At 38.4% G+C, this 23,987-nt stretch carries 23 protein-coding genes and 2 tRNA genes; 2 read left to right on the forward strand and 23 right to left on the reverse strand.

The window, feature by feature from the left end; all coding sequences use genetic code 11:
* Nucleotides 1–336: 336 nt before the first annotated feature.
* The 15 genes from lysS to spoIIE form a co-directional block, all read right to left on the reverse strand.
* On the reverse strand, nucleotides 337–1,821 hold the full coding sequence (gene lysS, locus AC1D0Y_RS26080; protein WP_013054894.1) for a lysine--tRNA ligase: 1,485 nt from the start codon (nucleotides 1,819–1,821) through the stop codon (nucleotides 337–339).
* Between the two features lie 272 nt (nucleotides 1,822–2,093).
* Entirely contained in the window at nucleotides 2,094–2,639 is a 546-nt protein-coding gene (gene folK / locus AC1D0Y_RS26085) for a 2-amino-4-hydroxy-6-hydroxymethyldihydropteridine diphosphokinase (protein WP_028410339.1), read from the reverse strand.
* Nucleotides 2,640–2,999: a dihydroneopterin aldolase gene (gene folB / locus AC1D0Y_RS26090; RefSeq protein ID WP_013054892.1), complete on the reverse strand. Its 360-nt coding sequence runs from the start codon at nucleotides 2,997–2,999 to the stop codon at nucleotides 2,640–2,642.
* A 21-nt stretch (nucleotides 3,000–3,020) separates the two neighbouring features.
* On the reverse strand, nucleotides 3,021–3,884 hold the full coding sequence (gene pabC / locus AC1D0Y_RS26095) for an aminodeoxychorismate lyase (RefSeq protein ID WP_028410340.1): 864 nt from the start codon (nucleotides 3,882–3,884) through the stop codon (nucleotides 3,021–3,023).
* A gap of 4 nt (nucleotides 3,885–3,888) precedes the next feature.
* Nucleotides 3,889–4,470 carry an aminodeoxychorismate/anthranilate synthase component II gene (gene pabA / locus AC1D0Y_RS26100; protein ID WP_013054890.1) on the reverse strand — a complete coding sequence of 194 codons (582 nt, stop codon included), beginning with the start codon at nucleotides 4,468–4,470 and terminating at the stop codon, nucleotides 3,889–3,891.
* Between the two features lie 2 nt (nucleotides 4,471–4,472).
* Nucleotides 4,473–5,888 carry an aminodeoxychorismate synthase component I gene (gene pabB, locus AC1D0Y_RS26105; RefSeq protein ID WP_477708123.1) on the reverse strand — a complete coding sequence of 472 codons (1,416 nt, stop codon included), beginning with the start codon at nucleotides 5,886–5,888 and terminating at the stop codon, nucleotides 4,473–4,475.
* A 97-nt stretch (nucleotides 5,889–5,985) separates the two neighbouring features.
* Nucleotides 5,986–6,924, reverse strand: coding sequence for a cysteine synthase A (gene cysK, locus AC1D0Y_RS26110; RefSeq protein ID WP_013054888.1), 939 nt, complete (start codon nucleotides 6,922–6,924; stop codon nucleotides 5,986–5,988).
* 201 nt (nucleotides 6,925–7,125) lie between these two features.
* Complete coding sequence (gene hslO, locus AC1D0Y_RS26115; protein ID WP_477708124.1) at nucleotides 7,126–8,004, reverse strand: Hsp33 family molecular chaperone HslO; 879 nt, start codon at nucleotides 8,002–8,004, stop codon at nucleotides 7,126–7,128.
* Nucleotides 8,005–8,016: 12 nt separating this feature from the next.
* Entirely contained in the window at nucleotides 8,017–8,784 is a 768-nt protein-coding gene (locus tag AC1D0Y_RS26120; protein WP_013054886.1) for a type III pantothenate kinase, read from the reverse strand.
* Between the two features lie 218 nt (nucleotides 8,785–9,002).
* Nucleotides 9,003–10,913 (reverse strand): ATP-dependent zinc metalloprotease FtsH, encoded by a 1,911-nt coding sequence (ftsH, locus tag AC1D0Y_RS26125; protein ID WP_013054885.1) that lies wholly within the window; start codon nucleotides 10,911–10,913, stop codon nucleotides 9,003–9,005.
* Between the two features lie 93 nt (nucleotides 10,914–11,006).
* The gene (hpt, locus tag AC1D0Y_RS26130) at nucleotides 11,007–11,546 is read right to left on the reverse strand and encodes a hypoxanthine phosphoribosyltransferase (RefSeq protein WP_013054884.1); all 540 of its coding nucleotides are present in this window, start codon (nucleotides 11,544–11,546) and stop codon (nucleotides 11,007–11,009) included.
* 27 nt (nucleotides 11,547–11,573) lie between these two features.
* Nucleotides 11,574–12,950 carry a tRNA lysidine(34) synthetase TilS gene (gene tilS / locus AC1D0Y_RS26135; protein ID WP_477708125.1) on the reverse strand — a complete coding sequence of 459 codons (1,377 nt, stop codon included), beginning with the start codon at nucleotides 12,948–12,950 and terminating at the stop codon, nucleotides 11,574–11,576.
* 96 nt (nucleotides 12,951–13,046) lie between these two features.
* Complete coding sequence (locus AC1D0Y_RS26140; RefSeq protein WP_034654932.1) at nucleotides 13,047–14,012, reverse strand: protein kinase domain-containing protein; 966 nt, start codon at nucleotides 14,010–14,012, stop codon at nucleotides 13,047–13,049.
* Nucleotides 13,981–14,721 (reverse strand): VWA domain-containing protein, encoded by a 741-nt coding sequence (locus AC1D0Y_RS26145; protein WP_013054881.1) that lies wholly within the window; start codon nucleotides 14,719–14,721, stop codon nucleotides 13,981–13,983. Before AC1D0Y_RS26145 ends, AC1D0Y_RS26140 begins: the two co-directional genes overlap by 32 nt.
* A 71-nt stretch (nucleotides 14,722–14,792) precedes the next feature.
* The gene (gene spoIIE / locus AC1D0Y_RS26150) at nucleotides 14,793–17,270 is read right to left on the reverse strand and encodes a stage II sporulation protein E (RefSeq protein ID WP_013054880.1); all 2,478 of its coding nucleotides are present in this window, start codon (nucleotides 17,268–17,270) and stop codon (nucleotides 14,793–14,795) included.
* Between the two features lie 312 nt (nucleotides 17,271–17,582).
* On the opposite strand from spoIIE, the gene AC1D0Y_RS26155 reads away from it, so the two are divergent.
* Nucleotides 17,583–17,656, forward strand: a tRNA-Met gene (locus tag AC1D0Y_RS26155).
* Nucleotides 17,657–17,666: 10 nt separating this feature from the next.
* Nucleotides 17,667–17,738, forward strand: a tRNA-Glu gene (locus AC1D0Y_RS26160).
* Between the two features lie 119 nt (nucleotides 17,739–17,857).
* On the opposite strand, the gene AC1D0Y_RS26165 is transcribed toward AC1D0Y_RS26160, so the two are convergent.
* From AC1D0Y_RS26165 to spoVT, 8 genes are all read right to left on the reverse strand, one after another.
* Nucleotides 17,858–18,325 (reverse strand): S1 domain-containing RNA-binding protein, encoded by a 468-nt coding sequence (locus tag AC1D0Y_RS26165; RefSeq protein ID WP_013054879.1) that lies wholly within the window; start codon nucleotides 18,323–18,325, stop codon nucleotides 17,858–17,860.
* 88 nt (nucleotides 18,326–18,413) lie between these two features.
* On the reverse strand, nucleotides 18,414–18,785 hold the full coding sequence (locus tag AC1D0Y_RS26170) for an FtsB family cell division protein (protein ID WP_013054878.1): 372 nt from the start codon (nucleotides 18,783–18,785) through the stop codon (nucleotides 18,414–18,416).
* 4 nt (nucleotides 18,786–18,789) lie between these two features.
* Nucleotides 18,790–19,413: a spore cortex biosynthesis protein YabQ gene (gene yabQ, locus AC1D0Y_RS26175; protein ID WP_028410345.1), complete on the reverse strand. Its 624-nt coding sequence runs from the start codon at nucleotides 19,411–19,413 to the stop codon at nucleotides 18,790–18,792.
* Complete coding sequence (yabP, locus tag AC1D0Y_RS26180) at nucleotides 19,410–19,715, reverse strand: sporulation protein YabP (RefSeq protein ID WP_013054876.1); 306 nt, start codon at nucleotides 19,713–19,715, stop codon at nucleotides 19,410–19,412. Before yabP ends, yabQ begins: the two co-directional genes overlap by 4 nt.
* Before the next feature lie 99 nt (nucleotides 19,716–19,814).
* Nucleotides 19,815–20,081: an RNA-binding S4 domain-containing protein gene (locus tag AC1D0Y_RS26185; RefSeq protein ID WP_013054875.1), complete on the reverse strand. Its 267-nt coding sequence runs from the start codon at nucleotides 20,079–20,081 to the stop codon at nucleotides 19,815–19,817.
* Nucleotides 20,082–20,101: 20 nt separating this feature from the next.
* Nucleotides 20,102–21,562, reverse strand: a complete 1,461-nt coding sequence (yabN, locus tag AC1D0Y_RS26190) for a bifunctional methyltransferase/pyrophosphohydrolase YabN (RefSeq protein ID WP_477708126.1) — start codon at nucleotides 21,560–21,562, stop codon at nucleotides 20,102–20,104.
* Nucleotides 21,563–21,574: 12 nt separating this feature from the next.
* Entirely contained in the window at nucleotides 21,575–23,179 is a 1,605-nt protein-coding gene (locus AC1D0Y_RS26195; RefSeq protein WP_028410347.1) for a putative polysaccharide biosynthesis protein, read from the reverse strand.
* Between the two features lie 229 nt (nucleotides 23,180–23,408).
* On the reverse strand, nucleotides 23,409–23,945 hold the full coding sequence (gene spoVT, locus AC1D0Y_RS26200) for a stage V sporulation protein T (RefSeq protein WP_013054872.1): 537 nt from the start codon (nucleotides 23,943–23,945) through the stop codon (nucleotides 23,409–23,411).
* Nucleotides 23,946–23,987: the final 42 nt, after the last annotated feature.

Here is a 23,987-nt window from a genome sequence, read left to right on the forward strand (position 1 = left end):
TTTTAGGCACGCCGCCAGCGTTCATCCTGAGCCAGGATCAAACTCTCCGAAGAAATGTTTGACTTGCTCAATTTAAAAAATAAAAATTAACGTTGACGTTTGTCGCTTTGTTCAGTTTTCAAAGTTCAACCGCCGCTCTTAAGCGACTTTACTATCTTATCAAGTTATCAACGTAATGTCAACAACTTTTTTATTTCTTTTTGTTGTTTTCGCTTGTCTGCGTTAGCAACAGATATAAATATACCAAATCGTTTTCATAAAAACAAGAGGTAAATTAAAAGTTTAAATTTTCTAATATTATTAACTGAAAAAAAGATGGCCGTAGCCATCTCTTTTTTAGCGTTGACGCATATGTGGGAATAATAGTACATCACGGATTGACGGTGCATTTGTTAGTAACATAACAAGGCGGTCAATACCGATTCCTAGACCACCTGTAGGTGGCATACCATATTCTAATGCCTCAATGAAGTCATCATCCATCTCATGTGCTTCATCGTTTCCTTGTTCTTTCTCTTTCAACTGAGCTTCAAAGCGCTCACGTTGGTCAATTGGATCATTTAGCTCTGTAAATGCGTTCGCGTGTTCACGTGCAACGATAAACAGCTCAAAACGGTCAGTAAAGCGCGGATCTTCCGCATTTTTCTTAGCCAATGGAGAGATTTCTACAGGATGTCCGTAAATGAACGTTGGTTGAATTAACTGCTCTTCTACTTTTTGTTCAAAGAATTCATTTACAATATGTCCATATTGCATATGTTCAGTGATTTCTACCCCGTGTTCTTTCGCCAAAGCACGAGCTTCTTCAACAGATGTTTCTCCCCAGAAGTCTACGCCCGTATATTGTTTAATAGCATCGACCATATGAAGTCTTGTCCATTCTGGAGTTAAATCTACCTCTTGATCGCCATACTGAATCTTTGTTGTGCCAAGTACTTCTTGCGCAATGTGTGCAATTAAGTTCTCTGTTAAAGCCATGATATCTTTGTAGTCCGCATACGCTTCGTACAATTCGATCATTGTAAATTCAGGATTGTGACGTGTAGATACACCTTCATTACGGAATACACGGCCAATTTCATATACTTTTTCTAATCCACCTACGATTAAACGTTTTAAATGAAGTTCAATCGCAATACGCATATAAAGTTCCATATCAAGCGCATTGTGGTGTGTCACAAACGGACGAGCTGCTGCTCCACCTGCGATTGAATGCATCATCGGTGTTTCAACTTCTAAATATCCATGATTATCTAAGTAACGGCGCATCGATTGAATAATGCGGCTTCTTGAGATAAATGTTTGTTTACTTTCCGGGTTTGTAATTAAATCTAAGTAACGTTGACGGTAGCGCTGTTCAATATCTTTTAAACCATGATATTTATCTGGAAGTGGACGAAGCGCTTTTGTTAGTAACGTAAAATCTTTTACTTTAATAGAAAGTTCGCCAACTTTTGTTTTGAATAAAACACCTTCAACCCCTACCAAGTCACCGATATCTACGCTGCTGAAGATTTCGTACTGTTCTTCGCCAATTGCATCTTTACGTACATAAAGCTGAATTTGTCCTGTTAAATCTTGAACGTGAGCGAAACCTGCTTTTCCTTTTCCACGCTTTGTCATAATACGACCAGCTAGTGACACAGGCACTTCATTTTCTTCTAACTGTTCTTTTGTTAACTCGTCATACTCACTAATTAATTGCTGTGATGTATGTGTACGTTCAAAACGTTGACCAAACGGATCAATACCTTGATCTCGTAGGTTGCTCATTTTTTCGCGACGAACGAGAAATTGATCATTTAATTCTTCATGACTCATCGTTTACTCATCTCCATCGTATAATTAAGTTTTCCGAAACAGAAAAAAGGCCAGCATGTTTACTGGCAACTACTACGTTTCTTTAAAATTATTATAGGTTCAGTCGTTTCTCTATGTCAAATCGCTTTATTCTTGCTTCGCTTCTCTTTTTCTTCGATTTCTCTAACAAGCTACCGAATAAACCCAAAACCTGCGAACCCAAATCTCAAAGTTTTCACTATGCACTCTACTTTACGCCAATATAAAAATGAATCAACTAATAAGATTCATTTTCACTTATGTAAATCATTACGATTATTTTCGAACATATCTAGTATACCCGTTGTTTGCTCTCGAAATAATTTTACATCTTTTAAATCTGATAAACGTGTTGTGATGGTTTCAACTTTTTCTTCTGCTACAGGGAGAATAAGAGATGGAGCTAGTTCGTTTAGAGGAACCATCACAAACGCTCGTTCAAACATTCGGGGATGAGGGACGCTCAGTCTATCCGTGTGAATGATTTCATTACTATAAAGTAAGATATCTAAATCAAGGGTTCTAGGTCCCCATACAATCTCTCTTTTTCGGCCTGCCGTTTGTTCAATGGCTTGCAAACAATCTAAAAGGTGCTCTGACGAATACGTTGTTTGTATTTTTACTACCATGTTTAAAAAGCTTGCTTGATTCGTATACCCGACAGGGGCCGTTTCATAAACAGATGAAACAGCCACTACCTTAATCTCAGAGTGTTTCATCAAGCCAGTAACTCCTGACTTCAAATGTTCCATTCGATTTCCAATATTTGATCCTAATGCAATATATGCTTCTGTTGTCATTCAACGGCTCCTTTTAATTTCAATAGCTACCGATTGATAATAACCGGGAATTGGCGGATCGGGTTTATATACCTTTACTGTACAAGCCTGCACGAGTTCGTAATTAGCAAGCAATTCAGATGCAATCGTTTCAGCCACCGTTTCAACTAACTTGAACGTGCGCTTCTCTACAACTTCCTGGCATGTTTGGTATAAATCTGCATAGCTCACCGAGTATTCTAAATTGTCCGTAGTACCAGCTTGCTTTAAATCCAGTTCCACAGCTAAATCCACGTGAAAACGCTGCCCTAATTTATTTTCTTCTGGAAATACGCCATGATAGCCATAGAAACGCATATCATTTACATAAATTTTATCCATCTTTAGTCTCTCCTTTCGCTTTTATACATGTAGGTCGTGTCGACTCATTAGCGACATTGTGTAAGAGCGATACTCTTTTTGCAACTGAGCTGTCAGCGTATGGTCTCCTACTGAAAACTGCTTATCCTTTATACTTCGAAGAGGTACGATTTCTTGAATGGAATTTGTAACGAAAGCTTCATCACCCTCCAAGAGCTGTTCCACCGTAAATAAGCCTTCTACAACCTCTATGTTTTTCTTTTGTAAAAGCGTAAAGATAAACTGTCTCGTAATTCCATTTAAAATACCTGTTTCAAGAGACGGCGTATATACACAATCATCTTTTACAAAAAATAAATTTGACACAATGCCTTCGGCTAAGAACCCTTCTTTTGTTAAAAAGATACCCTCTTTATTTAAGTCTGAACCAACTTCTCGCTTAGCTAGTACATTGTTTAAATAATGATGAGACTTTAACCTCATGGTTCCTTCAGGCGTATTTCGTTTCGTCTCAAGAATAAGCCCCTCTTTTACAAGGGGGCTCGATGGATACGGCATTGATTTCATATATACGATTGTAGATGGCTTGTCGTATTCTTCCACCTGCAAGCCAATTCCGCCATTTCCTGCTGAGACATTTAATCGAACATACGCATTTTTCTCATTGTTTTTCATTAACAGACTATTAATGATTCCCAACACGTCCTGTGTAGAGTAGTCCCATACAATATTTAATTCACGTAAGCTGCTACGCAGTCGATCCAAATGGTCTTCCACTAAAAATGGATGACCTTCATAAACTCGTAGCGTTTCAAACAGCCCTAGGCCATACATATATCCGTGATCAAACGGAGAAATAGTGGCTTCAGATGCAGGCTTTACTTCGCCATTTACGTATATATACATATCATTACACTCGCTTTTTTTCGTAGGTTTCAATAAAATTTTTCAGCATTTCTTTACCGTAAGAAGTCATGATAGATTCAGGATGGAACTGTACTCCTTCAATAGGTAATGATTTATGGCGAATCGCCATAATTTCATCTTCTGCTGTCCACGCTGAAATCTCAAAGCAATCCGGCAGTGAACTTTTTTCTACAATCAAAGAATGATATCGCGTTGCCGTGAACGGATTATCAAGACCTTTAAAGATAGTACGGCCATCATGATGCATTTCAGATGTTTTCCCGTGCATTAATTTATCCGCACGAATCACATTCCCTCCAAAAGCTTGCCCAATCGACTGATGCCCTAAGCATACGCCGAATATTGGAATCTTACCTGCAAAATACTCGATGGCTTCTAGACTGATTCCCGCTTCGTTAGGACTACAAGGTCCCGGGGAGATCATCAAGAAATCTGGATTTAGCACTTCAATTTCAGAAAGTGTAATTTCATCATTTCTTTTTACAAGAAGCTCATGCCCTAGCTCACCTAAATACTGTACTAAATTAAACGTAAAAGAATCATAATTATCAATCATTAATATCATCTTTACTCACCCTCACTCAGCTCATTTTCGCTCTGCTCTTTTGCTTTCCATAGTGCAATTGCTTTTTTCAGTGATTCTTTGTATTCGTGTTTCGGATTTGAATCAATCACAACACCCGCACCAGCCTGCACATAAGCTTGGCCGTCTTGAATAATCATAGTGCGAATCGCAATATTTAATTCCATATCTCCATTAAACCCAATCCAACCAATCGATCCTGTATAAATTCCTCGTCGAACTGGCTCAAGTTCTTCAATTATTTCCATTGTACGAACTTTAGGTGCTCCAGTAATCGTTCCTCCAGGAAAAACCGCATCTACGATATCTACAAAATCTTTGTTGCGCGCGAGCTTGCCTTTTACATTAGACACAATATGCATGACATGTGAATATTTTTCAATAACCATAAACTCGTCAACATGCACGGTACCATATTCGCTTACTCTACCAAGATCATTACGCTCCAAGTCAACAAGCATCACGTGCTCCGCACGCTCTTTTTCGTTATGAATAAGCTCATCCGCTAACTGTTGGTCTTCTTGATCATCCTTACCTCGAGAGCGCGTTCCCGCAATCGGTCTCGTACTGATTTCATCACCGGCTTTTTTCACTAATAGTTCTGGTGAACAGCTCACAATGTGAAATTCTTCTGTCTGCATATAAGACATGTAAGGAGACGGGTTGATTTTTCGTACCTGTTCGTAGATATGCATAGGATGAGTTTGAAGCTGTTGAGACTGTCGAACAGATAAGTTCACTTGAAACACATCGCCTTGCCCGATGTACTCATGTACGCGAGTTGTAGCATCTGAAAAAGCAGCTTCAGACATCGAAACCTCACTCTTTTCAGCAACACGATGAATCCACTCATATGAGAGTCCTTCAGTACTTGCCTCCATCCAGTCCTTTTTGTATTGATCAATACGCTTATGTGCCTTCTCTTTACAATCTGCTTCGTCATTAACGATAATCCAGAGCTTTTCCTTTTCTTGATCGTATACAAATACGTCATCGAAAATAAGGAAATTAACGTCCGGCGTTTTCAATGAATCTTCAGCAAGATCAGGTATGGTTTCTACATAGCGGATATAATCATAGCTAATAAAGCCAATTGCTCCACCTTGAAAAGGAGGAAGATCTGGATTCACCTCTGCTTCAAACTTCTTCACCCAGTCTCGCATAAGATGAAGCGGATTACCTTTTTGAACAGTAGCTTGGCCATCCGTTTTGATATGAAGCTCGTTTTGTTCGCCTCGCAAAATGGCTACAGGTTTTAATCCCATCATTTGAAACTTTCCGCCTCGACCGCTTTCAAGCAGGATATGATTCGGTTCCTCTTTTGACAACTCTTGATATTTTTTGAACCATTGGTTTTTAGAGATAGAAATAGATTCGCCCCAAGTCATTCTTTGCTGCATTTGTTCACTCTCCTAAAAATAAATCACCTGCTTTCATTTTACATGATTCTCAGATGAAAAAAAACAGCTTCATACAGAAGCTGTTTTTTTATCGTTTTTATGCTTGTGTTTGTTCCTCGAATTGGAACAACGGAGTACTTAAGTAACGCTCACCGTTACTTGGAATAATCGCTAACACTTTTTTACCTTTTCCAAGCTGTTTTGCAGCCTTTAACGCAGCATAAATCGCAGCCCCAGAAGAGATACCTACTAGTACACCTTCTGTTTTTGCTACTTTACGGGCATATTCAAAAGCTTGGTCGTTTTGGACAGCGACAACTTCGTCATATACTTCCGTGTTAAGCGTATCCGGAACAAAGTTTGCACCAATTCCTTGAATTTTATGAGGTCCTGGTTGACCACCGCTTAAAATCGGAGAATCAGCTGGCTCTACCGCATAAATTTTGATATTTGGGTACTTTTCTTTTAACACTTCACCAGCACCTGTAATAGTACCGCCAGTACCGATACCTGCTACAAATCCATCTAGCTGATCGCCAAACTGCTCGATAATTTCTTTAGCCGTTGTTTGACGGTGCACTTCTGGGTTCGCCTCGTTTTGGAACTGCTGAGGAATAAAGTAGCCGTGCTCTTTTGCAAGCTCAGTTGCTTTATTAACCGCCCCTTTCATTCCTTCTGGACCTGGTGTTAACACTAACTCTGCACCGTACGCACGAAGCAGATTACGACGCTCAATACTCATCGTTTCAGGCATTGTTAAAATAGCACGGTATCCTTTTGCTGCAGCTACCATTGCTAAGCCAATTCCTGTGTTACCACTTGTTGGTTCAATGATTGTGTCGCCAGGTTTTAACACACCTTTTGCTTCCGCATCTTCAATCATTGCTAATGCGATACGATCTTTTACGCTGCTTCCTGGGTTCATAAATTCTAATTTTAAATATACATCCGCCATATCTTCTTCAACTAGACGGTTTAGTTTTACGATTGGTGTTTGACCAATTAACTCTGTAATTGAATTTGCAATACGTGCCATATGACCACTCCTAATACCAACTAATTTTATTGATTTTGTATACAATTTATCAGATGTTTTCTAAATTGTCAATCATTTTGTCTTTCCATTTACCTAATTTTGTTATATTTTTAGATCAATATATACAGGAATAGAACTTAATATCTATAAAAAAAGGCGCTCATTTATAAAATGACGCCTTTTAAGAATCTTTTATTTCATTTAGATTGCTTGTTCTTTCATTTCTTCAAGCTGCTTTTTATCAAAACGATAGGTCTCATTACAGAAATGACACTGGGCTTCAGCTTGGCCGTCTTCCTCAATCATCGATTGAATCTCTTCTTGTCCTAAGCTGATAATAGCATTGGCAATTCTTTCTTCTGAGCACTGACATTTGAACTCTACAGGCATTGTCTCCAGAAACTTCACATTTTCTTTTCCAAGAACTTCTTCTAAGATTTCCTCAGGAGAAAGACCTTTTTGAATCAGTTTTGAAATTGGCTCAATCGTCTGTAAGCGTTGTTCAATAGCTGTAATCGTTTTATCATCTGTTCCTGGCAGAAGCTGAATGATAAATCCGCCCGCAGCTAAGATCGTGTTATCAGGGTTAACAAGTACACCTACACCTACTGAAGATGGGACTTGTTCAGATGTCACAAAATAATACGTGAAATCCTCTCCTAATTCTCCCGATACAATAGGTACTTGTCCGTTAAATTGATCACGCATTCCGATATCTTTTACGACACTTAGCGTGCCATCTGTACCTACAGCACGTGCTACATCTAATTTCCCATGCTGATTTAAATCGAAGTGCGTTTGTGGATTCGTTACATATCCACGCACTTGCCCTTTAGCATTGCTGTCTACTAAAATAACGCCAATTGGGCCGCGGCCTTCAATTTTAATTGTTAGCTTTTGCTCACCCTTTAGCATAGCCCCCATCATGACTCCCGCAGTCATTGAACGTCCCAATGCTGCAGAGGCTGTAGGCCATGTATAGTGACGGCGCTGCGCTTCTCCAACTGTATCCGTTGTTTTTACTGCATAAGCGCGAACTTGACTATTGTAAGCTAGTGCTTTTACTAAATAGTCACCCATAATATACACCTCTTACTCCATATTTTTTGTATAAATTATTTGTAATCCTTTTAAAGTCAAAAATGGATCCACAATATCAATAATATCCGACTCTTTAGCAATCAATGTTGCGAGTCCTCCAGTAGCAATAACTTTAGGATTTACTGTTGCTTGCTCTTTCATTCTTGCTACAATTCCTTCTACTTGTCCAACGTATCCATATAAAATACCTGCTTGCATCGCAGATACTGTATTTTTTCCCACAATGCTATTTGGTCGCGCAATTTCAATTCGCGGAAGCTTAGATGCTCTTGAATAAAGAGCTTCTGTTGAAATATTAATACCAGGGGCAATCGCACCACCCATATATTGCTTATTTTCATCAATATAGCAATACGTGGTTGCGGTACCAAAATCAACGATAATTAAAGGGCTTCCGTATAGCTGAATTCCAGCAACAGCATTTACAATACGGTCTGCTCCCACTTCACGCGGATTTTCATATTTAATATTTAAACCCGTCTTAATTCCAGGACCAACAACAAGCGGCTTTAAATGAAAATACTTTTGACACATTCTCTCCAATGCAAACATAATAGGAGGAACAACAGAGGAAATAATAATACCATGAATATCTTTAAAAGATAAACTAACGTGCTCAAGCAAGGCTTTGATTGTCATGCCATACTCGTCTTCTGTTTTATTACGGCTTGTTTCTACACGCCAGTGATACTTTAATTCATCTCCATCGTATACACCTAATACCGTATTCGTATTTCCAACATCTAATACAAAAATCATTTCAATCACCACTTTATATAAATTCAGTATTCACACTGAAACCATCATACCATAACTGGTAAATAGACGTGTATATTCTAGATAAAATAGGAATATAATGACACGATTCTCTAGTGGATATCCTACTTATCCACCATATATACGAAAACCTTTTACCAAACCTAACTTTTGCCCATTAAAAAAATCAGTGGAGAATATCTCCACTGATTTTTATTGTCTTATGCTTTTGGCTCTTCATCGTCTGTCTTTGTTTGGATGTTTACTTTAACATCTTCATCTGTTACGTGACTAGAACGGTCTGGAAGAGTTCCATGATCTACTAAGTGGTTGATTTGCTCAGCGTCTAACGTTTCTACTTCTAACAATGTTTGAGCTACAAGCTCTAACTTGTCACGGTTTTCCGTTAAGATCTGCTTCGCACGCTCATAGCTTTCTTTAATGAAACGTTGGATTTCATTATCAATTTCATGAGCAATCGCATCACTGTAGTTTTGTTCACTGTGTAAATCACGACCTAAGAATACTTGGCCTTGTTGTGATTGACCGAATTGCATTGGTCCTAACTTTTCACTCATACCGTATTCTGTTACCATTTTACGAGCGATGCTTGTTGCACGCTGGAAGTCATTGTGAGCACCTGTACTCACTTCGCCGAAAATAATTTCCTCAGCTACGCGACCACCAAGCAATCCAACAATTTTATCCAGCAGCTCTGGCTTCGTCATAAAGTAGCGATCTTCTTTTGGTAACATAACAGCATATCCACCAGCTTGCCCACGTGGAACAATGGTTACTTTATGTACCATATCAGCTTCGTCTAATACGACACCGATAATTGTATGTCCTGCTTCATGATAAGCAACAATATTGCGTTCTTTTTTAGAAATAACTCGACTTTTCTTAGCTGGACCTGCAATTACGCGGTCTGTTGCTTCGTCAATGTCAACCATTTCAATTTTCTTTTTGTCCTGTCTAGCAGCTACTAAGGCAGCTTCGTTTAACAAGTTTTCGAGATCTGCACCTGAGAAACCTGGCGTACGCATAGCAATTGCTTTTAAGTTTACTGATTCATCTAAAGGCTTATTGCGAGCATGTACTTTAAGCACTGCTTCACGGCCATTTACATCTGGACGATCTACCGTAATTTGACGGTCGAAGCGGCCTGGACGTAATAACGCTGGATCTAAGATATCCGGGCGGTTTGTTGCTGCAATGATAATGATACCTTCGTTAGCACCAAAACCATCCATCTCAACAAGCAATTGGTTCAATGTTTGTTCACGTTCATCGTGTCCGCCACCAAGACCTGCGCCACGTTGACGACCTACAGCATCGATTTCATCAATAAAGATAATACATGGAGCATTCTTCTTCGCATTTTCGAATAAATCACGAACACGAGAAGCACCGACCCCAACAAACATTTCAACAAAGTCTGAACCACTGATAGAGAAGAAAGGAACGCCTGCTTCACCAGCAACAGCTCTTGCTAATAATGTTTTACCAGTACCAGGAGGTCCCACAAGTAAGACACCCTTCGGAATTCTTGCACCTAGCTCTGCGAATTTACGAGGATCTTTTAAGAACTCAACAACTTCCACAAGTTCTTGCTTTTCTTCATCTGCACCAGCTACGTCTTTAAATTTAACCTTTTTCTTTTCTTCACTGTAAAGCTTAGCCTTACTTTTACCGAAGTTCATAACGCGGCTTCCGCCACCTTGAGCTTGGTTTAGTAAGAAGAAGAATAGGATGAAAATAATAACAAACGGAATGATTGACGTAAAGAACGTTACCCAGCCGCTTGTTTCATCAGCAGGTTTAAAATCAACTTCTACTTGATTATTTTCGGAAGCAGCGTCAATACGATCAAGTGCTTTGTCACCATCTACGATGTAAGTTTGGAACGTTTGATCCTTTTTATAAGAATCTAACTTCCCTTGCACAACATACACGCCTCTTTCAGGCTTCATAGAGAGTGATTTCACATCACCTTTGTCTAAGTGTTGAACAAATGTATCGTATCTCATTGGTTCTGCTTTTTGATTAGAGCCACTAAAGAAGCTTACCACGCCAATAATGACTAAAAATATAAGTAAATAAAAGATGGTATTACGGAAGATCCGATTCATTTCTTACCTCCTCCCACGATAAACAAATACTGTATTCAATACTAACATAGAACATTTATCCTATCCAATAAATTGCACTTGGATATGTGCTTATTAATTGCTGTATACTTGCGGTTTAAGAACCCCAATATACGGCAGGTTACGATATTTCTCTTGATAATCTAATCCATACCCTACTACGAATGCATCAGGTACTTCAAATCCAACGTAATCTGCTTTAATAGATGCTTTACGACCTGTTGGTTTGTCTAAGAGTGTGACAATCTTAATTGACTTAGCTTTACGGTACTTGAATAACTCTACAAGGTAGCTAAGCGTTAAGCCGCTGTCGATAATATCCTCTAAGATAAGAATGTCTCGACCTTCAACTGATGTATCTAAATCTTTTAGGATTTTTACTTCACCAGAAGAAACCATCGCATTGCCATAACTTGATACATCCATAAAATCCATTTCTAAATATGTATCAACACGCTTAATTAGATCAGACATAAAAGGCATAGCGCCTTTCAATACACCGATTACCAAAGGAAAACGGTCAGCGTATTCCTCAGATAATAGCTTACCCAATTCTTTTACTTTCTGTTGTATTTCTTCTTCTGAAATCAAAATTTCTTGAATATCCTGCTTCATTCCTTACTTGCCTCCTAGAAGTTTTCGCTACTTATAGTATAAAATAACATATCTGGACTTATGTGTATGCAGTTCATAAGCAGATTTTTTCAAACCAGGTAGCCACAAAATAGTTCCTTGGCTATCTTCCACTACCGGCCAATGATCTCTGAATTGTAAAGGGATTTTTTCATCGATAAAAATATCCTTTACTTTTTTATGTCCCTTCATGCCCTTTACTCGCATTTTATCGCCATTTTTTCGTGTCCTTACCTTTAATGATTGTAAATCGTGAGCTTCATCTAAAAGAAAAACATCATTTCCTTTTATATCTTCGACTTTATTATGTATTTCACAAATAAGCTGGTGACCATTTGGAAGCTCGACGACCCCTGGAATCGGAACAATAAATTCATATGGCTCGATGTTCCCCTCATTAAAGGTGAAAAGACAGTCGTTGTAAGATCGGATAATGCGCAAACCATTTGGAAAATCAAGCGTACCAGACGGTTTTTCACTTTCACAAAATCCTACTAACATGTCAACATGCGCTGAGGAAAGGGTTGGAGGAATTTCTTTATAGAGATAGTTTAATATTAGTTGAATACCACGCCTTTGTAAAGGCTTGCGTATCCTTAGAAAACAATCTCTATCAATGAGAATTTCATTTTGCAATTTCTTTCTCATTACTTTATTCATCACATCGGTCGTTAATTCCTCTAAGTATGCTTGATCTTCATGCAAGTTCTCGCTAAATTGTTGAAATTTTTCATGTACAGCGGCGTTTTCTTGCTTTAAAAATGGCAAAACGTAATGACGAAACCGATTTCTCGTGTACGAATCTTTCTCATTACTCGGGTCAACCCGAGGGGTAAGCCCATGTAGCTTACAGTAGCGATTGATTTCTTCTTTCGTTACGGCTAGGAACGGCCTAATAATAAATCCATCCCCATATGGCCGCTTGGGACGCATCCCTGCGTATCCATTCATCGTACTGCCTCGAACCATTCGCATTAACATCGTTTCAATCTGATCATCTCCGTGATGTCCTAATGCAAGAAGATTTGCTTTGTGCTTCTTCATAACATGAGTAAAAAATGTATAGCGGCATTCTCTGGCTGCTACTTGAGAAGATAACTTTCTTTCCTTCTGATAGGCAGTAACATCAATCTGCTTCGCCTCACATTTAATATTCAATTGTTTGCAGTAGTTCTGCACATATTCCATATCCTGCTGTGACTCGTTGCCCCGGAACATATGATCAACATGAGCAGCAATAATCGTGAGAGATTTTTGCTCTTTCAGACTCCATAAGAAATGCAGCAGTGCTAAAGAATCAGGACCACCAGAGATACCTACAACCACCGTAGAGCCTGCGGATAATAACTGATGTTTTGTCATAAAATTGTTCACTTGCTTTTCCATAGGAATGACTCATCCTTATAATGTACACGCAATAATGTATCATTAATTTACTTTATACGAATGACTATAAGGAAAGTTTCACAATTTCTCCAAACTTTATAGCACTTGAATAAATAGATACAAAATATAAATCAACATTACAGACGTACAAAGTAGTAGCGTCTCTAACACGTGAGAACGCTTCTTCTTTACTTTAACACGAGGGGCAGACGGTTGACGAACGTTTTGAGGCTTTGTTCCTTTACTTTTTGCCCCTCTTCTTTTTTCGACCGATAACACCTCTGTTTTCATTTCTTTAGCTGACTTATACTTTCCCGTAACCGCTTGATACAAAACGTCCCCGAAAGGTTCCAACTGCTTTGTTGTTAATATAAATTGTTTTAATTGTTCAGCCGGTTTGTCCGTTTTATTAATTCGCTTTCCATAAGCTGCGTGAATCAAAACCATAGATACAGCAAACAAATCATAGGTTGGTTCTGCTTTTCGGGAGCCAAGCCCCCAGTGCGCTCGATCATAAAAGTCGGTAAACTCTTTTATTGACCGCCCTTGCAGAGTTGTTCCTCCGACGTCAATCCATCGAACTTTTACGGGGTTAGATGTTACGACCAGGTTTTCTGGTTTTAAATCACCAAATACCCACCCTTCTTCATGAAGGTTTTCTAAGTCTGTTAAGAGCTGACTTGCAAATACTTGTAGCCATTCCGTCCCTCTTGTGGAGATAAAGGAAAGGAGAGGCTGCCCTTTCACATACTCCATTACATAAAAAGAAAGAGCGTGAGAACCATAGCTCCAATCATCTACATCAAGTAAGCGCGGTCCTAGTACTTTGTCTTTGACTTGAGAGAGCTTTTTTAATACATTCACTTCTGCTGTAACGGACATGTTGGAAAAGCTTATTTTTAACGCCGCTAGCGTTCCGTTTACTAATTGAACTAAATAGACAACTCCAGTTGCCCCCACGCCTAATTTCTCAAGAATTTTATAATGGACGTGATGCCATTTTCCTTGAATTTCTGTTCCCGGAGATAGGTTACATACCTGATTCTTCAATGTATTGTTCATTATTTTTTAACAACCCTCTCAATGAGCGCTTTTTGGTGAAATAATGAGTAGCCTCTTTGATAGCCGGTCCAGTAGGCGTAATACCTCCTGCTGTTAGTTTCGGAAAAATCGTTGAAAGCGACTCTAATCTTGGATTCCAGTCCATTAGCTTCTCTACATCTTTCTTTTTCCCAGGAAATAAAAAGATTGAAAATTGATTATGCCCCATGCGAGCATTCAAGCTTAACGATAAATCTAACAGCGACTCCTTTACAGTAGGAAGCTTATTTTTCATACTTCCGCTCATGTCAACTAAAATAAGAATCTCTAAGTCAACCGTTTCCCCAAGTTCATCAACAACTTCCATGATTTCTCCTCGCTTCTCAGGAGATAACTCTTCTAATCTTGAATTAGATGAACCTAGAATTTGCTGAAGTTCTTTATTTACAACGCCTTGAAGTGTTTGCGTCATTGCCTGCCTTGTAACCATTTGAACAGTTTGAGACAGCTGTTTTACGTAAACAATTTGACTCACGCCACCGCCTGACATAGCAATGCCTTCTATTTCATTCGTGCTTTGCTCATCAATTGTGTCCTCTTCCATCACACCGATAACGTTTACACTAATTCCTTGTTCTTTAGCTAGTGCTGCCATTGCTACCGGATCTTCACCTGTATTCGAACCACCGTCCGTAATGACCAACATCTGTTTCAATGTACCTTTTTTCATAAAAAAATCCCCTCCTCATTATCAGTATTAACATGATAGACGAGGAGGAGATAAAATATACTTCTATCTAACTATTGTGCTTTTTTACGATAAGCGTAAGAAGGAATCGATGACCATTTCGGAGTATTGTGCTGAAGTTTTGCCACAACTACCGTCATATCATCTTCAATTAAACCTGATTTTGTTCGAATAACTTCTTCCATAATTAAGTCTGCGATTTCTTGTGGATCGTTTGTTTGAAGCTCTCCAATTTTTCGCTTCATCCACATTTCGTAGTTCTCAACGTGTTTTGGTCCTTCAAATACGCCGTCACTCATCATAATTAATAAGTCTTCCGCCTTCATTTGTTCATTCACAACATCCACTTCAAATTCTTCAATAATGCCCATTGGCAAATTGCTTGCCTGTATTTTAATAACCTTATCTCCACGTTTGATGAAGCTTGGCGTAGAACCGATTTTCAAGAAGTTTACATTGGCATCTTGTAAGTCGATCATCGCTAAATCTAACGTAGAAAAGATCTCATCGTTTGTACGCAGCGATAAAATAGAATTAATCGATTTAATTGCAATTGTCTCTTCTATTCCTGTTTGTAAAATTTGTTTTAACAGCTGAAGCGTTTCGCTGCTTTCATAGTGGGCACGCTCTCCATTCCCCATACCATCGCTAATAGCTAGTGCATACTTACCGGCATTTAGCTCAATCATGGAGTAGCTGTCACCGGATACAAACCCTCCGCCCTTAGCAGCATGTGCTACGCCTGTATCAACAACGTACGCTTTTGTACACCCAAACGAAACGTGGCAATAGCCTTGAGGGTATTTAGCACATTCTTCGTTCTTTACTACAATACTTTCACCTAAAATATCTGTAAGCATTGGCGCAATAATCTTCTCGCATTCTCCTCTTCCGTGACAATATGGCACCCACATTTCAATATCTACATTTCCAGGTTCTAAGCTATAAATTTCAATTTGATTGATTTCCATCCCAAAGTTACGAAGAGCTTCTAAAATCTGTTCTTCTTGTACATTTAAATTTTCGCGCTCTCGCTTAATTTCTTTTGCAAAATTCCCCATGACTTCAGAAACACCGTGAAGCTGTTCTGCTACAATCCTTCTACTTTCTTGAATTTGGGCTTTTAAGTGCTGATTGGCTTTAAAATACGTAAGTTCATGCTCAATCACATCGATGACTTTTTTCGATTTCACACAATGTTTGTCCATTTCTCGAATTAGTCTTGGGTTTTGTTCAAGAGTACCATTATCAACTTCAAGCATAATTTCCTTCATATATTCATAGGTTGTATCAAACTGCTGTGCCCAACATTGTTCTTTTTTAAAACAAAATTGGCACGTCCTTTCGGTAACGCTGCTTAAGAAATAATCAACTTCTTTATCTGCGCTTGGCTTTTCATCATAAAACCCATTTTGCGTAAAGCTTTTGGAAAGTGCTTGAAAAACATTTGAGAACTGCTCTACACGATTCGCTGTTACATCTCGGATCTTACGTACGTACTGCTGTTGTTCAAGCATATTTTCAGATGTCCCTGGTACTAATTTACTTAAGTTTTTCAAAACAAAAGATGGGGTTAATAAAAATAGAACAACGGCCGTCAGTGATTCATACAAATTAGTCGTCAACCCTTGATCTGCCTGAGCATATAGGCCAATTAGCAATGAACCAACAACCAGCCCAAGAGCTGCCCCTAGCTTTTTACCGTCTTTTAAAAGTCCTCCAAGCAAGCCGGAAAAAGCGAGTAAACTCATTTCGTACAAACTAGAAACATTGGCGAAGCTTAAAATTAAACCGGTTACGACCCCCACCGTAGCTCCTATCGTAGGGCCAGATACAAACGCAAAAACTAATACTAAGTAACGAGATAATATATGTTCAGCCGAAAGCCCGTAAATCATCCACCCTATTGTCCCCGTCATAACAGATGCCAATAAAATAATAAGAGAGATCACTTCTTCTGTTTTTAATGATTGTTTTCGCTTTCGGTATGAAATTAAAGGCACGCTTTGTAAGAAAATCATTGTTAAGATAAAGCTCAACCCCGCTTCTACTGCCACAAATGTAAAATCATACATGGTGAATTCCTTGGTAAACACATAAAAAATAGTTAGTTTTGTAAGTAACATCGCGCTAAATACAGTGAACGGCAGCTTTTTTAACGGATCCATTGTCAGTATGCCGCTAAATCGATGAATTAGTAAGAAAACAAATAGTGTAGCAAATACGGTACCTCCATTTTGAATGGAAACACTAAATGCCCCTGCCAATACGGCTAAACTTGCTAACGGTGCTTTTTCTTTCTTTATAGCCATTACAGCTGCAAAGAATGGCAAAGCAAATGGCATGATTTTCATTAAAATTAACGCTCGTCCTAATAAAAAACCTACGACTAGCAGCAACAATCCCCATTGAAATAACACCTTTTCCGTTTTCATACCCGCCTTTGTAAACACACGGGACATTTCTAATCTAGTTCGGTTAAATACCGCCTCTGTTGTTGGACTTGCAAAATCTCTTTCCGTCTTTTGCATTCTCCCACCACCCGCTAATTATACTTATTCATTATTATATCGCGGCGAAAGGTGAAATTTTGTCAAACGGACTAGCAAAATACCTATAATCGTTCGACTATTTTCTAGTATTATATTGAAAACTATACAAAAAGATGTACAATCTTACATGGCAATTTAAAAAATATCAGAGATACTGTTTGCCTCAGAGAAAGCCTATGCTCATCATTCTTTTTTAAAAGCAAATAATAGTCTATAAAAATAACAAAAAAGTTATTGACAATATCCCAGCTTTTTTATATTATTATAAATGTCTTTTAGAGAACGTATAATGGCGGTGTAGCTCAGCTGGCTAGAGCGTACGGTTCATACCCGTGAGGTCGGGGGTTCGATCCCCTCCGCCGCTACTCGAATAACGGCCCGTTGGTCAAGCGGTTAAGACACCGCCCTTTCACGGCGGTAACACGGGTTCGAATCCCGTACGGGTCATCAAAAAGCATGTACAACAGTACATGCTTTTTTTCTACTCTTTTTTACATATAAAAAAGCACCTTTTAGATAAAAGGTACTTTCCAAAAACTCGCTATCTATTTGATATAAGCAGCAAGTTAACCGCGTTTTGCACCGCGTCCACCGCGTTTTGATTCGGTATGGCGTTTTAGGGAAGATAAACGTTCTTCACTGTCTTTTAAGAAACGATTCATTTTTTGTTCGAATGTTTCTTTTGTACGGAAATCATTACCGCCACCACGATTGTTATTACGTTGTGGGCGTGAATCACGTGGACGGTCTGAGCGTGGCGCTCTTGCAGGACGCTCCGGTCTTTCCGGACGTTCTGGTTTGTCTACCGCTTTCTTAATTGAAAGACCAATTTTACCATCTTTCTCAACGTTAATTACTTTGACTTCAACTTCGTCGCCCACTTTTAAATGGTCGTTAATGTCCTTTACGTAATTATCAGCTACTTCACTGATATGAACCAAGCCTGTTGAACCTCCTGGTAACTCAACAAAAGCTCCAAAGTTCGTAATACCTGTTACCTTTCCCTGTAACTTGCTGCCTACTTCGATTGACATAAAAAAAATGCTCCTCCTTAAATGATAAAAGAAATCAATTTATTATATTATACAAAAAGCAAAAATACACTGTCAACGAACCATATGTTTAGTCTTTTTTTACATTAAAGATAATTTCCCCGTCTTCTGATAAAAAATAATCTCTGCGGGCAATTTTTTTAATATAATCATCGTCATTTAACTTGACGATTTCACCTTTTAACTGCTTTTGCTTGCTTTGTAATTTTGTCAGCTGCTGTTCTAATTTCACCTTCTCAGCTTTTTTGTTCTCAATAGCTGAGGTTTGCGTAATTAAAGCTGATACCATCAATCCACCAATGATTAAGGCCAACACTCCAAAAACAGTCAAACGCCTAATTAAACCGATACGCTTTCGATCTGTATTTTGTTTAATTTGCTCTTGTTTATGGCTATAATCAGTATTTAACTTCGCGACCTTTTTTTTTCGTACCGCACTCATTGAATTAGTCGTCCCCCTTGTTTTTTAAAGTGTTCACCCATGCAACGATTCTCATTATCATATTCTTTGCATGATTGTAAATTCCTTCTATATACCGAAAACCCATATGTAAAAATCGTTTTACAGGTTTAGGCATCATTCTCCAAAATACGAAAAGAACCCACCTGGTCGGTACGTAAATAAGCTTTAGACAGAATACGAGCAGCTTATGAACGGCTCGGTAGATTCCTAAAGCGACTACAAGTAGAATATGAATAAAGAAGCGGATAGGCTTGACCAAAAAAATATTACTAAGCGTTAAAACACCTCGATATAAACTTAATACGCTCGAGACAGTAAATGTTAATACTTTTAAATACAGTGATTGAAATAAGCTTTGATACGCGGCAAAACCGCAAAACAAAGCAAGAAACGCATACAAACGCAGTTCTCCTTCATTCACTAAAAATAACACATAAAAAATGAGAAGAGCTTGCACCATCCAAAACAATACGTCATTCACAAATACAAACCATGGGCGTGATTTAGAGCGATTAACAAAGTAACGATAAGTATCGAGAGAAGCACCTAAACCGCTTCCCATCGATACCATCGCAAGCATTGTATAGAGCTGAATGTTTAAACTCATCGAAACAACTTACTAAAGAATCCTTTAGCCTTCTCCGATTGGTTCTCATCTAAGTAAACTATATCAAAGATTTTTCCTTTTATCGATACAATTCCTTGATCAACGTCTAAATTTTTCATTTGCAGATTTTGGCCTCTAACTGACAAGAAACCCATCACTGTTTCAAGTAAAAATTCCTCATTGTCAAAGCTCTCTACCTGCTTCACACCCGTGATATCTAAGAGACGCCGACCCTTCATCACTAAATCATGATTTGGAGTATGGTCTTTGTTTGAATTGCTTGTTTCGTAAAATTGGCTCATATCTTCATCCCCACCTCATTCATTAAGAGCATTCGCTCTTGTTATCTGTTGTTTAAAACATATGAATGAGAAAGGTGATTTAGAACAAGCCTTCATCAGTTATACTTCAGATGAAATACGCTCTTCTTTGACAATTGAGTACAAATTAGCTGCTTCTTCTTTTTTAGCTGCTTCTTGAAGAGCCTCTATTTTAACGGTAATTTTCTTCGTGCCGAATGTGATCGCTAATTCATCTCCTACTTTCACATTTGTGCTTGCTTTTGCAACGATCCCATTAATGGTAATACGGCCCTTGTCTGATACTTCTTTTGCTAATGTACGACGCTTAATTAAACGTGATACTTTTAAAAATTTATCTAACCTCATAATTCCCTCACCTTTCTGTTTTACAAACCTGTTTTTTTGGCTTCTTCCCAAAATTCATCTAACTCTTCTAACGAAAAAGATTCAAATGGTTTTTCAGAAGCTTTCACTTTTTTTTCAATATATTGAAATCGATTTAAAAATTTTGTATTCGTTTTAGCTAATGCAGCTTCAGAGTCAATTTTATAAAATCTTGCAATATTCACTAAAGCAAATAAAATATCTCCAAATTCATCGCTCATTTTTTCTTTATCAGCATGCTGCACTTCCTCTTGGAATTCAGCAAGTTCTTCCTGTACTTTTTCCCACATAGGTTCAACTTCTGACCAATCGAAACCAACTTTTGCAGCTTGCTTTTGGTATCCATGCGCTTTCATTAAAGAAGGCATAGCCTCAGGTACAGAAGCTAACAGAGAAGAAGGTTCCTCTCCTTTTTCTTCTTTTTTGATTTCATCCCAATTTTTCAAGACCTCATCTGCATCATTCACGCTCTCTTCCCCAAATACATGCGGATGGCGTCTTACCATTTTCTCTGAAACACTGCGAATGACATCATCAATTGAAAACATTCCTTCATCTTCACCGATTTGTGCATGAAGCAGTACTTGCAGTAATACATCACCAAGCTCTTCAATCATATTATCGTCATCTTGACGGTCAATTGCATCTAATAACTCATAAGACTCTTCTAGCAAATAGCGCTTGAGCGATTCATGCGTTTGTTTTTGATCCCAAGGACATCCGTTTGGCCCTCTGAGCGTGGCAATAATCTTTCTGAATGCGTCAAATTGATGGTATAAAATTGTTTCGTCTTCTACTGGAGGGACATAAATAGTCGTTAAGTTATTAAGCGACATTTCTCTATCCAATTCATACAGCTTGACCGGCTGGATTTTTTCTTCACTGCTTCCCGCTGCTGTTACAATGTAAACGAGGTAATCATCAGGAACATGTTCCATCAGCGTGAGCTTTACCTCTGAGGCAACGAACTGATCGTACACTTGAGCAATTAGAACATGACCGGTTAACTCTATTTCGCTTCGCTTTAAATCTGTTCCATCTAGCAGCTGAAACCCTTCGATAGGATCGATCTTTAGCGCACCAAAAATTGGGTCTAAGAAGCTTTGTCCTCCTTTAATTTCAACAGGAACGCCTCGTTCTTTTCCTTTTTGTAAAAGTAATTGAACCGTACGTTCTGCCACTAAAGGGTGCCCAGGAACGGCATACACCACTTCTTCTATTGAAGCTTTATCGATTAAATCATTTGATATATGTTCATACACCTCTTCAAATGCATCATACGATTCGTATACGTCATCATAGGATACATACGTCAAGCCTTCACTTTCTAATTCTTTGATTACAGGATGTTCTTTTGTACGCATATAAATATGCTTTTCCTGCTGTAGCAAGCGATAAATGCCTACAGGTAGCTGTTCTAAATCGCCTGCTCCTAAACCAATAACTGTTACTTTCCCTGTCATTGCTTCACCTTCTTATTTATTTTTTAATACGTATTTAGCTAAAACACTTCCCATTGGAAGTAAACGTAATTCCTCTTCGGTAAAAATATGTTGTTTCATAATGATAAACAAATAAAACAAACCGCCTATTAAAACACCAGCTCCGGTTTCAACCACTTGTTTGCTTGTATCTAAACCATTAGACCATACAAAGTGATGTAAACAAAATAAATAGCTTTGCAAAAGAACGACCATTGCTATGCCCGTTATAAAAATACCTCCACTTGCCTTTTTCGGAACAAGAGGTACAGCAAGCTTTTTATATAGACAAAATAGATTGATTGCTGCAACGATAGCGAATCCAGCTGAGGAAGCAATGGCTGCTCCTATAGTTTGAAAATCTGGTATTAGCCAAAGATTCAATATTAGTTTGACTGCCATGCCAGCGATAACGGCTATTACAGGCGCGAAAACAGCTCCCATCCCCTGCAGTACAGCTCCAGCAGTTGCTGCTACTGTTGTAAATATAACCAACAAGCTCAAAATTTGTAAAACGTCCGTTCCGTGGGAGTCACTGTATAAAAGCATATTAATGGGTTTCATCAGCGCAATCAAGCCAAAAGCTGCTCCAACTCCGACTACAAGCGATAGACGGAGAGACAGCTGAACTTTTTCAACTACAAATGACAGATTTTTTTTCGCAATAGCTGAAGAAATAACAGGTACAAGCGAAAGCGAAAAGGCTGTACCTACTACTGTACCTAATTGAATCAACGGAAGCCCGCGGTCATAAATCCCTTTTGAAATTTGTGCTGCTTCTTCAGCCATGCCGTGCGTCGTTAGACTAGAATATAAAGTAAAGGAGTCAATAAGCTGGATAAACAACAGACCCATACCGCTAATACAAATGAATAAGCCTTGAATAATAAGGATTTTAAATATTCTCTTGATGTCTGCTTTTTTTATGCGTTGAAATACTCCCTTAGAATTTGTCTTTGTTCTAAAAACAAATAAAAATAAAATAATAAGGGATGTGATACCGCCTGTTATAGAACCAAAAATAGCTCCCGCCCCTGCAGTATATAGATCATAACCATGTTGGATCAAGAAAATAGACAGATACAAAATAGTCCCTACCCGTACAACTTGTTCTGCAATTTGAGACAGCGCTGTAGGAAACATATTATGTAATCCTTGATAATAACCACGAATAACAGCAATAAACGGAATAAGTAAAAAGGAAAATGAAATAATTTGAATGAGAACCGTTAATTTACGATCTCCCATCCACTCGGCAATCGTTTCTGCGAAAATATATTCAAACGCAAATATCGTGCAGCCTACTACAAACAAAAAAGCAAACGAAACTTGAAGTATTCCCCGTATTTCCTTTCTCCGATTTGTTACCGCATACTCAGCTACTAACTTTGAAATAATTACGGGGAAACCATATGTACCTAGCTGTAGCGCAATTCCATATAGCGGATAAACTTGCTGATAGATATAAAACCCTATATCTCCCGCGATATGGTGATATGGAATACGATAAGTGGCACTTAAGATTTTCGTAAATAAACCTGCGAGCGTTAAAATAACGGCGCCGTTAAAAATAGAATAGAGCTTTGATTGTTTCTGCATTCCTACACCTTTCACCTGCAGCTTGTAATGATATGAACAACTCTTTTTATTAGCCGCTAACCACACTAGAATAGAGCCTTGTTCTTATAAAACATCCTGCACTTTCCAATAAATAAAATACCGTACCATTATATCATGTTCTCTTTATTTCTAAGGTAAGACAGCATGAAAAAAGGCAGCAGAAACTGCTACCTTTTCAGTAAATAATGTAAAATAAAGATAATTACGCTTACTGCTCCATTTGACGAGATAAGAAGCTAGCTGCTGTTTCCGCTGCTTTATGCTCTACTTCACCAAGAGACTTATCTTTTGAGAAAATGACAACAGCTCCAATCGGATCTCCATTTGCAATAATCGGACCGATTGTGTAAGAAGAAATATTTTCTTCGTATCCATCGACAAATTCAAGGTTTTTCCCATCAGTTACTAAAGAAGAACTGCGGCTTTCCATAACAGATTCCACTAACGAACTAATGTTTTTATTTAAGTATTCTTTTTTAGAACTTCCTGCTACCGCAATAAATACATCGCGGTCACAAATAAGTACAGGATGACCTAAGCTGTCGTATAGCGCTTCGCCATACTCTTTTGCAAAGTCTCCCAATTCACTAATTGGCGAATATTTCTTTAAAATAACTTCTCCATCGCGATCGACGAAAATCTCTAGCGGATCTCCCTCTCGGATGCGAAGCGTTCTTCTAATTTCTTTTGGAATCACAACGCGACCCAAATCATCAATACGACGAACAATACCTGTTGCTTTCATTCATTGAAGCCTCTCTTTCATATGATGATTAAAATAGTTGGT

It is taken from the genome of Priestia sp. P1_B12_1 (assembly GCF_056406695.1).